General features: G+C 57.1%; 12 protein-coding genes and 1 tRNA gene. 9 read left to right on the forward strand and 4 right to left on the reverse strand.

Annotated features, from left to right (window positions below):
* Positions 1 to 225 precede the first annotated feature (225 nt).
* Positions 226 to 981, forward strand: a complete 756-nt coding sequence (locus tag AC2FNC_RS02090) for a DUF4145 domain-containing protein (protein ID WP_496714518.1) — start codon at positions 226 to 228, stop codon at positions 979 to 981.
* A 9-nt stretch (positions 982 to 990) separates the two neighbouring features.
* On the opposite strand, the gene AC2FNC_RS02095 is transcribed toward AC2FNC_RS02090, so the two are convergent.
* A complete protein-coding gene (locus tag AC2FNC_RS02095; RefSeq protein ID WP_496714519.1) occupies positions 991 to 2,328 on the reverse strand; it encodes a tyrosine-type recombinase/integrase in 1,338 nt (445 codons plus the stop codon).
* A 100-nt stretch (positions 2,329 to 2,428) separates the two neighbouring features.
* Positions 2,429 to 2,515: transfer RNA gene (locus AC2FNC_RS02100), tRNA-Leu, on the reverse strand.
* A gap of 141 nt (positions 2,516 to 2,656) precedes the next feature.
* Here AC2FNC_RS02100 and AC2FNC_RS02105 point away from each other — a divergent pair.
* Entirely contained in the window at positions 2,657 to 3,316 is a 660-nt protein-coding gene (locus AC2FNC_RS02105; protein WP_480521132.1) for a DsbA family oxidoreductase, read from the forward strand.
* Between the two features lie 41 nt (positions 3,317 to 3,357).
* Entirely contained in the window at positions 3,358 to 4,014 is a 657-nt protein-coding gene (lipB, locus tag AC2FNC_RS02110) for a lipoyl(octanoyl) transferase LipB (RefSeq protein ID WP_496714520.1), read from the forward strand.
* A gap of 494 nt (positions 4,015 to 4,508) precedes the next feature.
* Here the strand turns inward: lipB and AC2FNC_RS02115 are convergent, their stop codons facing one another.
* Positions 4,509 to 4,931 (reverse strand): HIT family protein, encoded by a 423-nt coding sequence (locus AC2FNC_RS02115; protein ID WP_496714521.1) that lies wholly within the window; start codon positions 4,929 to 4,931, stop codon positions 4,509 to 4,511.
* Between the two features lie 459 nt (positions 4,932 to 5,390).
* On the opposite strand from AC2FNC_RS02115, the gene AC2FNC_RS02120 reads away from it, so the two are divergent.
* From AC2FNC_RS02120 to AC2FNC_RS02135, 4 genes are all read left to right on the forward strand, one after another.
* Positions 5,391 to 6,842 carry an amidase family protein gene (locus AC2FNC_RS02120; RefSeq protein WP_480554704.1) on the forward strand — a complete coding sequence of 484 codons (1,452 nt, stop codon included), beginning with the start codon at positions 5,391 to 5,393 and terminating at the stop codon, positions 6,840 to 6,842.
* A gap of 386 nt (positions 6,843 to 7,228) precedes the next feature.
* Positions 7,229 to 8,887 carry a cytochrome c oxidase subunit I gene (gene ctaD / locus AC2FNC_RS02125; protein ID WP_267366169.1) on the forward strand — a complete coding sequence of 553 codons (1,659 nt, stop codon included), beginning with the start codon at positions 7,229 to 7,231 and terminating at the stop codon, positions 8,885 to 8,887.
* A 122-nt stretch (positions 8,888 to 9,009) separates the two neighbouring features.
* Positions 9,010 to 9,609 (forward strand): 2-hydroxychromene-2-carboxylate isomerase, encoded by a 600-nt coding sequence (locus AC2FNC_RS02130; protein WP_480516658.1) that lies wholly within the window; start codon positions 9,010 to 9,012, stop codon positions 9,607 to 9,609.
* Between the two features lie 44 nt (positions 9,610 to 9,653).
* The gene (locus tag AC2FNC_RS02135) at positions 9,654 to 10,145 is read left to right on the forward strand and encodes a DUF2244 domain-containing protein (RefSeq protein ID WP_209504230.1); all 492 of its coding nucleotides are present in this window, start codon (positions 9,654 to 9,656) and stop codon (positions 10,143 to 10,145) included.
* A gap of 21 nt (positions 10,146 to 10,166) precedes the next feature.
* Here AC2FNC_RS02135 and AC2FNC_RS02140 read toward each other — a convergent pair whose 3' ends face one another.
* The gene (locus AC2FNC_RS02140; RefSeq protein ID WP_480493418.1) at positions 10,167 to 10,652 is read right to left on the reverse strand and encodes a GatB/YqeY domain-containing protein; all 486 of its coding nucleotides are present in this window, start codon (positions 10,650 to 10,652) and stop codon (positions 10,167 to 10,169) included.
* A 183-nt stretch (positions 10,653 to 10,835) separates the two neighbouring features.
* On the opposite strand from AC2FNC_RS02140, the gene carA reads away from it, so the two are divergent.
* Complete coding sequence (gene carA / locus AC2FNC_RS02145) at positions 10,836 to 12,002, forward strand: glutamine-hydrolyzing carbamoyl-phosphate synthase small subunit (RefSeq protein WP_496714522.1); 1,167 nt, start codon at positions 10,836 to 10,838, stop codon at positions 12,000 to 12,002.
* Positions 12,003 to 12,083: 81 nt separating this feature from the next.
* Positions 12,084 to 13,961: a glycosyltransferase gene (locus AC2FNC_RS02150; RefSeq protein WP_496714523.1), complete on the forward strand. Its 1,878-nt coding sequence runs from the start codon at positions 12,084 to 12,086 to the stop codon at positions 13,959 to 13,961.
* Position 13,962: the final 1 nt, after the last annotated feature.

Here is a 13,962-nt window from a genome sequence, read left to right on the forward strand (position 1 = left end):
CTGAAACCATCATCCCGATGGATCACAGGCCGATGATGCACTAACAATCAAATCGGACCAGTCAGATGAGGCTGCTCATGGTAACCCGGTAAATCAAACGTGGCTATGTTTGTCGCTCCCGGCAAAGCTAGAAAAGTCTTGCTCACGTTAGCATCAACCGTTCATGGTCAAAGGGAATTTCGGGAAATCGCTTAGTACAAATTATGGTGAGAAGGCAAGTGGTTGATGCTAAAGCATACTAACATTGTGGAAAGCGTTCGGAACCCCAAATGGGCCAGAAAAGATCAGTCAGTTATTGATTGTTACGTAAAGTTCAACCACATCAAAAATGAGGTTCCCTTCTCTGCAAATCCAAATGACTGCGAACGCCATGGAATTGAAATTTTCCATCGTTGTCGCAGTGGTGAGTTTGGCCCTATCGGGGCCTACGACGGCGTTTCCTTACATCCGAGCTTTCAGCAACCACGCTTTCAACAAACGTTACCCATCTGGTTCATGAACCAATTTGCCGGTATGTTAAACGAAGCAAATTCTGAAAACCATGCTGGCACGGCGCGTGGTATTGTTTTAGTCTGGGGAGCTTTTCTAGAAGAAGTTCTAAAAGGATACATTGAAGGCAGCTATAAAAACCAAAATTTAGCTGGTACGCCATCCAAAACAAAGAGAAGGATGACAACCCTTGGCGGCAAAATTGAGGTGGCACATGATCTTGGTTTGTTAAATCCAGAAGTTAAGGAAAATCTCAACGCTATCAAAGAATTGAGAAACGTTGCCGCACACAGCCTTCACTTTTCAGATTTTTACCATATCAATACTGAAAAAGCTAAAGGAGCCTACAACCGCCTCTATTCGGAATTCGCCGCAGACACATTTCACGAAGTCGCAAATCTCCAATTTGTTGCTCGATTTATCTACGGTACGGCCTGCCAAATGGTATCTTTTGAGTTGGCGTTATGGCACGACAATCTGCTGAGGCCTTGAAACCGGCTCTTAAAGCCCAGCCTTCACGCCCCACCTAGCGAACTCTCTAAGCCGCGCCTCACGTCCACCATAGGTATTCTCAGCGACCGACTGAGCGGAATGCCCGAGGTATCCATGACGAACCTCTACAGGTGCCCCAGCATCCCTTAGCTTATCACTTGCCCTGTGGCGTAGCCCATGGACCTTCATGCGCTTGTCGTCGGTGTTCTTTCTGACCGCCTTCATCAGCGCCGCAGAGGCAGCCGTAGGGCCTCCGTCACGGCCATAAGAAGGGAACAGAGGCTGGTCACCCTTACTCCCCTCAACACGCGCCCTGAGGGATTCCCTGAGGCTGTCTGAGGCTATTGGAACATGCCTGTCACTGTTGCTGTTCTTGATGCCATTTATTTCGTTGGGGGTGATCAGGATGGACGGAGTTTCCCCATTCAGGTCGACGTCACAAACGCGCAGACCACAAGCCTCACCCAACCGCATACCAGTACCTTTTAATACTCGCCACATATCCGGTAGGTCTTCGCTGCGACCACCCTCAAGGGTCTTCTGAACGGCGTCCACGACGTTGTCAGGCAGCGGTACATTCTTATCCAGAGAACTAACCTGTTCCTTAGGCCATGGAAGGCGCTCGAAATGGTTACGCTCAGACGGTATCTCCAATTCCCTGACGGCATGATTATAGGCGGCGGCGACAATAATCACTTCTCGCTGACACGACTTGAGCGCTAGCGGTTCTCCATTTGCTTTCTTCAAACCAAGCAGGTGGTCCATGAAGCTACGTGCTGTCTGTCGGTCGATACTCTCAATCGTCACGTCTTCCAGAGGCTTCCCTAGGGCGTCCTTCAGTCGGCCAAAGGTGCGGTCAATTCTGACCATCGCCTTTCGATCATCAGCAAGCCCTTTGTCCTTCGCGTAGGTGTCCCGCATGTCGACCAACGTGGGCTTCGGGGGTTCCTGATCAGGGTTCAGGATAGCAGCCACAACTTCCGGTGCCTCTCCACGGGCAGCCAGACCGTGACCCACTACCCCACGGGTCCAGCTATCGTCAGGGTCCAAACCTTGAACACCAGTCATGTAATGCTCTGCTAGGCGCTGGGCGTCGATGAACTTCTGAGTGGCTGACCGGGTGTCAACCTCAGGGTGCCGCCTAAGAGTATCCTCAATTATCGCGTCAAAATTTCTCAGGTGGAACTGATACTCGCGCTGAAAAGCAGCCCCGTCACGCGCCTTAATGTGCTTCTGATAGGCATCCTCACCACGAATTTCACGCACGCGCTTCGGCCACCTTCTGCGGAAACGCCATTGAGTGTCGCTGATGGGGTCGATGTATTTGATCTTCATTCTAAGGGCCATTGTGTGCTGTCCGTGTGTGCTGTTTGCGTTATGCGACACACTCGGAAAATGCTGATTGCCCTTGTTTATATGACCCAAAACGAACTGATCAAGTAAGTTCTGGTGCGGTCGAGAAGACTCGAACTTCCACGGGTGTTACCCCACAGCGACCTCAACGCTGCGCGTCTACCAATTCCGCCACGACCGCACTGCCTGTGACTTGGTAGAGCGGCGTATAGACGTTGGCGCACGCGATGTGAAGAGGCAAAAACACACTGGTTTAAAAACCTTCGCAGCAGTCCTATCTAAGCCGGTGATCAACACAGTTTCGATCTGACAGGAGCCGCAGATGACCTCGCCCGATACCCGCGCCATCATCCAAATCGATATCGTGTCAGACGTCGTGTGCCCGTGGTGCATAGTCGGGTTTCGCCAGCTTGACGTGGCATTGAAACAGCAGGGCATCCAGGCCCAAATTCGCTGGCACCCGTTCGAATTGAACCCGAACATGCCGCCTGAAGGGCAGAACCTGCGGGAACACATCACGGAGAAATATGGCTCGACCCCCGAACAGAGCCAGCAGGCACGTGACAGGCTAACGGCGATCGGCGCAGAACTGGGGTTCACCTTCAACTTTCACGAAGACAGTCGGATCGTGAATACATTCAAGGCGCATCAGTTGCTGGATTGGGCCGAAAGTCAGGGCCAGCAACACCAATTGAAGCTTGCGCTTTTCGACGCATATTTCACACGGCAACAGGATGTGTCCGACGTTGAGGCTCTGTTGCAGGCCGTCACGTCTGCCGGGCTGAACTCTGATGCCGCACGTCAGGTGCTTGAGACCGGCGAACACATCGCCTTGGTGCGAGAGAAACAGCAATTCTGGACCAGCAGGGGTATTTCAGGTGTGCCGTCCATGGTGTTTGGCGGAAAATACCTGCTGACCGGCGCGCAAGGGGTCGATACCTATTCCCGGGTGCTGCAACAGTGTTTGACCGAAGCGGCCTGACCCCTCTTCCCCTGCCCGCTACGGACGGATATGAGGCCGCCATGGAATGGAAAATCACCGATGGTCTGACCAGTTATGACGAAGCGACCGCCTTTATGGAGGCACGCGTCGCCGGGATTGCACGCGGCGACGCGGAGGAGTGCATCTGGTTACTGGAACACCCGCCGCTTTATACGGCAGGCACGTCAGCTAAGGTAGAAGACCTGACCGATCCTGACCGCTTTCCGGTTTATGCAAGCAAACGGGGCGGCGAGTACACCTATCACGGCCCCGGTCAGCGTGTGGCCTATGTCATGCTGGATCTGAACAAGCGCGGGCGCGACGTGCGCCAATTCGTGAAGCAGTTGGAAAACTGGGTGATATCGGCACTTGCCGAATTCAACGTGCATGGCGAAATACGCGACGGGCGCGTTGGTGTCTGGGTGCGGCGCGACGACAAACCGCTGACGGTGACCGGCAAACCGGAAGAGGACAAGATCGCGGCAATTGGCCTGCGTTTACGCAAATGGGTCAGCTTTCACGGTATTTCGATCAATGTCGAACCGGATCTGGAGCATTTCTCGGGCATTGTTCCCTGCGGGATCAGCGAATATGGCGTGACTTCATTGGTGGATCTGGGGCTTCCGGTCACCATGAATGATCTTGATGCGGCCTTGAAGAAAACCTTCGAGGGCGTGTTTGGTGCCTCTGATTTCTGATTCTGCCTTGGCAGAGAATCAGCTTCCGCTGCGCTTGGATACAACAATATGCATGTGCGGAAGGCTCTGTTTCCGAAACACGTCGCAATTTACCAAGAACCATTCAGTTTTACGTTATTCTTTAGGCAAGTTTTAATTCTCTAGGATACACCGGTGTTGTTAACGAGTAATATGAAACTGCCAATCAAGAGTGAGTGGTATGTTAAACCGGTGATCAAGGGCTCGCCCTCGAAATCCGAGAAGTGTTTGGTTACGAGTCTGCCGTTCCGACCCCAAATCGGAACGGCAATTCATTTCCCCCCTTCACGCTGAAACCCGTGCTCAAGCCGCAATGGTCGGGGGCAGGCGATTTCTGCGTTGTCCAGCTATGGATCCACATGGCCTGTCCCAAGGAGGGGTTTCGGGTTTTCTTGTCTCCGGTCGCGGCGACATGCACGGGCGGATGCGGGTAATTGTCCAGATTGTCATCTCACAAAAAGACCTGAAGATATTGATTAAAAAGAGATTTTTATCCTTTCCGCATGTTCGGCAATCAAGTCGAAATCACCCATCTTACCGGGTGGGCGCATCGACACCCCGTCATGACGCGGCAGGACGTGAAAATGCAGGTGGAAAACCTCCTGCCCGCCTGCGGTTTCGTTGAATTGTTGAATGGTTACACCGTCCGCGTCGAAGGCTTTCATCACCGCACGAGCCATCTTTTGAACGGTGTACATGACCGCCGCCAGTTGGTCGGGCGTGGCATCCAGCACATTGCGGCAGGGCGTTTTGGGGATCACCAGCAAATGCCCATCCGCGCGCGGCATGATGTCCATGAAGGCCAGTGTGTCGGCGTCTTCGTAAACTTTTGACGAAGGTATCTCGCCGCGCAGAATTTTGGCGAAGATGTTGTCGGGATCATAATCCATGGTTGCCATCCGTTCCTTGAGGGGCTTTTGACCGAGTTGTGGTCCACCCGCCCCGCCGGGTCAAGCCGGGGGATTGAAGGCTGAAATGTACAAATTGTACCGGGTTTTCGGAGGCCGTTGTTCGTTTTGTACAATTGGATTTGGCTTGAGATCGCATAGATCGAGACAGATGCAGGACGTTCCCGACAGGTGATGTCCGCCTACGCAGCAGAGTACAGGTTTCGCATTTCTTAATGAGACGAAAACTGGTTAAGTTCTTCAATACTTCATCAAGCTCAAGTCAAAGGTTCGCATTGCGAGTATTTGCGGTCAACTGAGTGTTCCCGAGTGTTGGTGTTTGCTGCCCGCTGACCGTTAGGCAAGACAGTGGTTTCGCCTCTGCATGATTGATATTCTAGGCGGGGTGAAAATTTGGAGAAGAACATGCTTTCCAGACGGGATTTTCTTGGCTCAACAGCGGCGAGCCTCATGTTCGCGACAGCCGGCAACCGAGCTGCGGCGCAGGTTTCGGAATTTCGGCAAGTTCTGTTGACTACGGACGGGCTCGGCCTTGCGGCACTGGTCAAGTCCGGAGACATAACGCCATCAGAGCTTTGCGACGCTGCCGTCGAAGCCGCCTTGGCGCTTGATCAGAGTCTCAATGCGATCACAACGCCGATGTACGAAGAGGCGAGAGACAAGGCCGTGGACATGCGACGGCAAGGACCGTTTGCCGGGGTTCCGTTTGTGGTGAAGGATAACCTCGATATTGCAGGGCAATACACGACCCATGGCTCGCGCGTATATCGCGACAATCACCGACCAAGGTCCGCGCCGCTGGCACTGGCCCAAGAGGCAGCCGGGCTGAACCTGATCGGAAAGAGCAATATGCCAGAGGTCGGAGCACTTCCGGTCACGGAAGGTCAACTGCTCGGACCGTGCCGCAACCCGTGGAACCTCGATCACTCCTCCGGAGGCTCAAGCGGAGGGTCCGCGGCTGCGGTCGCGGCAGGTATCGTACCGCTCGCCCATGCCAGCGACGGCGGCGGGTCCATCCGTATTCCTGCATCCTGTTGTGGTGTCTTCGGATTGAAGCCAAGCCGTCACCGTATGTTGTGGGGATCGAGTGATCAGACCACCTATGCTGCCGACAATTGCGTCAGCCGCTCCGTGCGAGACAGCGCGGTGCTTTTCGCCTTGGGGCAGGACCGGTCACCGAATGCACCGCACAGACCAATCCCGTTGATTTCTGGCCCGTCCACCAACCGGCTGAAAATCGGATTTGACCTCCGCAATTATTACGGCGACCTGCCAGATCCCGAGGTGCAGCGCGTCATCGAAGAAATGGCGCAACTCTGCGAAGACCTTGGTCATAGCGTGATTGAAACGCAAAGCCCGGTGGACGATGAGTTCGAGCTTCGCTTCAACCAGATCTTCGGGTTCCGCATGGTGGGCCTCGCCGACGCGGCGACGGCCAAGGCGGGCCGACCGCCGGAGGAAACGGGACTGCTTGACGCGTTCGTCCGCGACTGGGCCGCCTTCGCGCGCAACTTCACTCATGAAGATCAGGAAGCAGCCAGCGCATATATGCTGGATCTGGGCACCAGATATGGCGCATGGCTGTCCGCGTTTGATGTGTTTCTGTCACCGGTTACCCCGGGCACAGCACCGGTGATTGGCACGCTATTCGATGAAAGTGTCCCATTCGAGGAGATGTTCGCGCGTGTTGCGAGGTTCACGTCCTACACCCCGATTCAGAACGCGCTTGGATTGCCAGGAATGTCCGTGCCCGCAGGCCTGACCCGTGAAGGTCTGCCTATTGGCAGCCATTTCGTTGCACCCGCCGGTCGCGAAGACACACTTTTCGAACTGGCCTACGAAATCGAACAGGCGAAACCATGGTGGGCCGACTGGGCGCCTGTGTCGGTGGCCAGTCTCTAGAGCTCCATGCAATAGCAATAAGTACGTTGAAATCGAGAACGCCCAAGGAGGCAGCGACCCCTTTGTGTTCTTAAGCTACCCTTCCCTGTCCTCGATCCTGCGGAGTGGGCCGACGGCAGGCGTTCACTCCTTTCCGGTCGGCTTTGAGCGCCGGTCCCATTGCGGGCGGCATGATGACAGGTACCAGATCCGCTGTATCGCCACCCCCCGAACGCTCAGATCCCGGCCTCTTGATCGTTCCTTTTCAAGGGGGGTGCGGCCATTTATCTTGATCCAGATCAAACTCGGCCATTGAAGGTCGCCCCTACGCATTCTAAAACCAGCAGGAATCCCGCGCGTTGGAGAGGTCCGGCTGCGCGGTGTAGTTGCAACAGGAGGCACCTATAATGGCAGACGCAGCCATTCATGGTCACGACCATGAAGACCAGCGCAGCTTTTTCCAGCGCTGGTTCATGTCGACCAACCACAAGGACATCGGGATTCTGTACCTGATCGTTTCGGCTCTGGCCGGTCTGATCTCGGTTCTGATGACCGTTTACATGCGGCTCGAGCTGATGCACCCCGGTGTTCAGTACATGTGCCTTGAAGGCTTCATGGCCGACCCGTGTACGCCCAACGGGCATCTGTGGAACGTGATGATCACCTATCACGGTGTTCTGATGATGTTCTTTGTTGTCATCCCTGCCCTGTTCGGCGGATTTGGCAACTATTTCATGCCGTTGCAGATCGGCGCGCCGGATATGGCGTTCCCGCGGATGAACAACCTGTCCTTCTGGCTTTATGTCGCCGGTACCTCGTTGGGTGTGGCCTCGCTGCTGAGCCCCGGTGGGAACGATCAGATGGGTTCGGGCGTGGGCTGGGTTCTGTACCCGCCGCTGTCCACGACCGAGGGCGGCATGTCCATGGACCTTGCGATCTTTGCCGTACACGTATCGGGCGCCTCCTCGATCCTCGGCGCGATCAACATGATCACCACCTTCCTGAACATGCGTGCCCCCGGCATGACCCTGTTCAAGGTGCCGCTGTTCAGCTGGTCGATCTTCGTCACCTCGTGGCTGATTCTGCTGTCGCTGCCGGTTCTGGCGGGCGCAATCACCATGTTGCTGATGGACCGCAACTTTGGCTTTACCTTCTTTGATCCGGCCGGTGGCGGCGATCCGATCCTGTATCAGCACATCCTGTGGTTCTTTGGCCACCCGGAAGTGTATATCGTGATCCTGCCCGGTTTCGGCATCATCAGCCATGTCATCGCGACCTTCTCGCGCAAGCCGATCTTTGGCTATCTGCCGATGGTCTGGGCGATTATCGCGATCGGTGTTCTGGGCTTTGTCGTGTGGGCGCACCACATGTACACCGTCGGCATGTCGCTGCGTCAGCAGGCCTATTTCATGCTGGCCACGATGGTCATCGCGGTTCCGACGGGCGTTAAGGTCTTCTCGTGGATCGCGACCATGTGGGGCGGTTCCATCGAGTTCAAGACACCGATGCTGTTTGCCTTCGGCTTCCTGTTCCTGTTCACCGTTGGCGGTGTGACCGGTGTGGTTCTGTCGCAGGCTGGCGTGGACCGTGCCTATCACGACACCTACTATGTGGTTGCGCATTTCCACTATGTGATGAGCTTGGGTGCCGTCTTTGCGATCTTTGCGGGGATGTATTTCTACTTCGCGAAAATGACCGGTCGCCAATATTCCGAGTTCTGGGGCAAGGTTCACTTCTGGATGTTCTTCATCGGCGCCAACCTGACCTTCTTCCCGCAGCACTTCCTGGGTCGTCAGGGCATGCCGCGCCGCTACATCGACTATCCCGAGGCGTTCGCGCAGTGGAACTATGTTTCGTCGATTGGTGCGTTCATCTCGTTCGCTTCGTTCCTGCTGTTCTTCGGCATCGTGATCTACGCCCTGCTGCGTGGCGCACGCGAGACCCGGCCCAACTACTGGAACGAGTATGCGGATACGCTGGAATGGACCCTGCCCACGCCGCCGCCCGAGCACACGTTCGAGCAGCTGCCCAAGCAGGAAGACTGGGACAAGGGCCACGCGCACTGATCTCGATCTGATCCAAAGAAACCCCGCCCAGGTGGCGGGGTTTTTCTTTGCCCTCACCTCGCGTTCGCCAAGTGCCCCGAAATCAGCTATGATGTGCGGACGGAACAGTCGGAGGGTCGGCAATGCCCGAGATCGACTTTTGGTATTCCATTGGCAGCACGTACAGCTTCCTGACCGTGATGCGTCTGGACGAATGGTGCGCCCAGCATGACGCCACGGTGAACTGGCGCCCGTTCAACGTGCGTACGGTGATGTCGGCCCAGCAGAATATTCCTTTTGCCGGAAAGCCTGTGAAATCGGCTTATATGTGGCGCGACATCGAACGCCGCTGTGCCAAGTACCACATCCACGCCAACCTGCCCGCGCCCTATCCGATTTCCAATCTGCCGCTGGCCAATCAGGTTGCGGTGCTTGGAATGATGGACGGCTGGGGCGTGACGTTCACCCAGACGCTATATCGCATCTGGTTCGAAGAAGGGGTGGAAGCCGGTAGCGAAAGTGCACTGTCCGAGGCGCTTTTGCGGTGTCAGCAGGACCCCCGACTGACCCTGGCGCGCGCGCAAGGCGACGACATCGTCGCGGCCCTTGAGGCCGAGACGGAAACCGCCGTCAAACTGGGTGTTTTCGGCGCCCCCAGCTTTGTTGTCCGGCAAGAGGTGTTCTGGGGTGACGATCGTCTGGATGACGCCCTATCCTGGTCTCGGGTCGGCCACGTCGTCTGATCAAAACCCGTCGACATGAGGCCGCGCTGCGCTATGTTCGCGGTATGCCCTACACGTGGAATCAGACCTCGGAAACCGAACAGGAACTGCGGCTTTGGCCGCATAACTCGCTGCCTCCGCGAGGGGCGATGATCACGATATTGTCGGTGTTCCTGTTTGGCCTGATCCCATTGCTGGCCACGCTTGGTTCCGTGATCCTGTGGGGGCTGCTGCCGTTTCTGCTGATCACTGTGCTGGGGCTGTGGCTGGCCATCAAGACCAACTACCGCGCCCGCAGTGTTTTCGAGGTTCTGACCCTGTCGGGCACACATGCGCGGCTGGTGCACCACACCCCCGGCAAAGAGCAGCACGAATGGTCTTGCAACCGCTATTGGGCGCGACCGGCGATGCACGAGAAAGGCGGCCCGGTGCCGCATTATGTCACCCTTGTCGGAGACGGGCGCGAGGTCGAAATCGGGGCGTTTCTGTCCGAAGATGAACGGATCACGCTTTATGACGAGCTGGTCCTAAGACTGCGCGAGCCGGTCGCGCAGTAGCAATTCACAGGGCCTAGTGCCTCAGCAATCGCCGTTTGAGGCTGCGCACAGGTGATCCTTGACCATCGGGCCGACCTTGCCGAAATCCATCCGGCCGGTATAGCGCGTCTTCAACTCGCCCATCACCTTGCCCATATCGCGGATCGAACCCGCGCCGGTTGCCGTGATGGCGGTTTGAATGGCCCTGCTGACCTCATCGTCATCCAGCTGTTTGGGTAGAAATTCCTCGATCACCTCGACTTCGCGAATCTCGCGTTCGGCCAGATCCAGGCGACCGCCCTCTTCGTAGGCGCGTGCGCTTTCCTTGCGCTGCTTGGTCATTTTTCCAAGGATTTCAAGAACCTCTGCGTCGCTGCATCCCTTTGCTTCTTCATTGTCGGACGCACGTGCCGCGATGTCGCGGTCTTTGATGGCGGCGTTGATCAACCGCAGCGTCGACAGACGCTCGGCTGCTTTGTCTTTCATTGCTTGCTTCAGGGCTGCATTCACCCGTGATCGCATATCCATTTGGCTTGTCCATCCCCATGACAAAGGAACCTCGACCATATCGAAACAAAAAGCCTGACACAACCGGGGGTGAATACAGTTAACCCATTGAAAAACAACAATAGCCTAAAAATTGAACAGACTTGACCCAGACGCGCAACCCCCTTAGGTATGCGCCGATTTACCCTACAGGAGAGTCGCGCCATGGCCCCGAATGCCCCGTCCAAGCCCACCGCATGTCTGGCTTTGGCCGATGGAACCCTGTTTTACGGCGCAGGCTTCGGCGCGACCGGGCAAACCGTGGCTGAGCTGTGCTTTAACACGGCGATGACCGGATATCAGGAGATCATGACCGACCCGTCTTATGCCGGGCAGATCGTAACCTTCACCTTCCCTCATATCGGCAATGTCGGCGTGAACCCCGAGGATGACGAAACCGGTGATCCGGTCGCCGCTGGCATGGTTGTGAAATGGGATCCGACCGAGCCATCGAACTGGCGCTCGACCGAGGAGCTCAAGGGCTGGCTGGCCCGCCGGGGGCGCATCGCCATCGGTGGTGTCGATACCCGCCGTCTGACCCGGGCCATCCGCCAGCAAGGTGCGCCGCATGTGGCGCTGGCCCATGATCCCGAGGGAAATTTCGACATTGGGGCGCTGGTGGCTGCCGCGCGCGGTTTTGCCGGGCTGGAGGGCATGGACCTGGCCAAGGAAGTCACCTGCGCCCAAAGCTATCGCTGGGATGAGATGCGGTGGGCCTGGCCGGATGGGTACCAGCGTCAGAAGGCCCCTGCCCACAAGGTTGTTGCCGTTGACTATGGCGCCAAGCGCAACATCCTGCGCTGCCTCGCATCCGCTGGATGTGATGTTACCGTTCTACCCGCAACCGCGACCGCAGCTGACGTGCTGGCACATCAGCCCGACGGTGTGTTCCTGTCGAACGGTCCCGGCGATCCGGCAGCAACAGGCGAATACGCCGTACCGATGATCAAAGAGATTCTGGAGACGACAGACCTGCCTGTGTTCGGCATCTGCCTTGGACACCAGATGCTGGCGCTGGCGCTGGGAGGTCAGACGGTCAAGATGAACCACGGCCACCACGGCGCGAACCACCCGGTCAAGGATCTGGACACCGGCAAAGTCGAGATCACGTCGATGAACCACGGTTTTGCTGTCGATGCGCAATCCCTGCCGGATGGCGTCGTGGAAACCCACCGGTCGCTGTTTGACGGTTCGAACTGCGGTATCCGCATGGCGGATAGGCCGGTTTATTCGGTCCAACACCACCCCGAGGCATCGCCCGGACCGCAGGACAGTTTCTATCTGTTCGAGCGCTTCGCCGAGGCCATGGAAAAGAAGAAAATTCAGGCATAACTGCTTGTCTGTGCAGTGTTAACCGGGTGTTAACCCTGATCGAACAACCCTGAGCGCAGGTAACTGCGCCAGGGTTTTGTTATGGCTGAGCTTGATCTTCTGGATTTCACGTCCGCCGCACCGATCCCCGCGCCCGGGTATCGGAAACCACTGGGCACCTGCCTGCTGGAAACCGGGGCTATCACCCGATCCCAGCTGGACCATGCGCTGAGCCAGCAAACCAGACAGAACGCACCGCTGGGAGAGATACTGGTCGGCGAAGGCTATGCCACCCGGCAGGACGTGTTGAGCGCGCTGTCTGCGCAATCCGGCTGGCAGATTGCCGATCTTGAACAGATCCCGCCGATGCCGGAACTGAGCGGGCTGATGCCGGTCGACTTCTGGCTGAAGCACAATGTCATCCCCTGGATGCGGATTGGCCCCCTTGTTCTGGTGGCCACTGCCCGGCCCGACCGGTTCGCAACCGTGACCGCCGGGATGCGGGAATGCGATTATTCCGTGATCCCGGTGCTGGCGGCATCCGATCAGATCGACCGCACGATTGCGCGGCAATTCTCGGGGACTTTGGCCAGATCGGCGGAAACGCGGGTTGATCCCGCACAAAGCTGCCGCAACTGGACCCTTAGGTCGCGCGTAGGGCCGTCGGTGGCCCTGTTGTGTGTGCTGGGGCTGTTTGCCATGTTTCCGGCGTTTGGCCTGCTGGCGGTGCTGGGCATGGCTGTGGGAACTTTAGTGCTTTTTGCAGCCTTTCGGATGGCTGGCACGCTGGCTTACCTTTGGCATCGCCTGAGAACGCAGCCGGACCACACCGAAGCTGCCATCACATTGCGGCAGCCCTGCGTGTCGATCATGGTGCCATTGTACAAGGAGCGCGAGATCGCGAACGCTCTGGTGCACAGGCTGCAGCGGCTGACCTATCCCAAGGCGTTGCTGGATGTCATCCTTGTGCTTGAGGAAAAGGATGACGTGACGCGCAATGCCCTTGCGCAGGTGAGCCTGCCCAGTTGGATGCGCATCGTCGAGGCGCCCGAGCTGAACGGGCTGACCACCAAGCCGCGCGCCATGAATTACGCTCTGGATTTCTGCCGGGGCGACTTCGTCGGCGTCTGGGACGCGGAAGACGCCCCACAACCGGATCAGATTGAGCGTGTGGTGGCGCATTTCACCCAGGCCGCGCCGGATGTTGTGTGCCTGCAAGGGGTTCTGGATTACTACAACCCGCGCAGCAACTGGCGGTCGCGCTGCTTTACCATCGAATACAACAGCTGGTTCCGCGTGATCCTGCCGGGGATCGCCCGCATGCGGCTGGTGGTGCCGCTTGGGGGCACCACGTTCTTTTTCCGTCGCGACAAACTGTTGGAACTGGGCGGCTGGGATGCCCACAATGTCACCGAGGACGCTGATCTGGGCGTAAGGCTGTGCCGGGCCGGGTACCGGACCGAAATGGTGGATACCACAACATATGAGGAGGCGAATTTCCGGGCCTGGCCCTGGGTCAAACAGCGCTCGCGCTGGCTCAAGGGGTTCATGGTCACGTATCTGGTGCATATGCGCAGCCCGCGAAAACTGTGGCGTGACCTTGGTGCCGTTAAATTTCTGGGCCTTCAGGCGTTCTTTTTGGGCACGTTGGGGCAATTTCTGCTGGCACCCATTCTCTGGGTATTCTGGCTGTCAAGCCTGGGGTTGGCCAATCCGATGGGGAATATTCTGCCGCATTCCATCTCAACCGCGCTGATCGGGCTGTTTCTGGTGGCAGAGGGGCTGAGTATCGGTGTTGGTCTGATCGCCGTATCCGCGCGTGAGCGGCGGTTTCTTTTGCCTTGGGTTCCGACGATGTTTCTGTATTTCCCGCTAGGCGTGATTGCCGGTTACAAGGCGTTGTGGGAATTGGCGACCAACCCGTTTTTCTGGGACAAGACCCAGCACGGACAGGCCAGCGAAGACGAGCCGCTGACCTGAT

The organism is Ruegeria sp. BHSA123, from assembly GCF_059613425.1.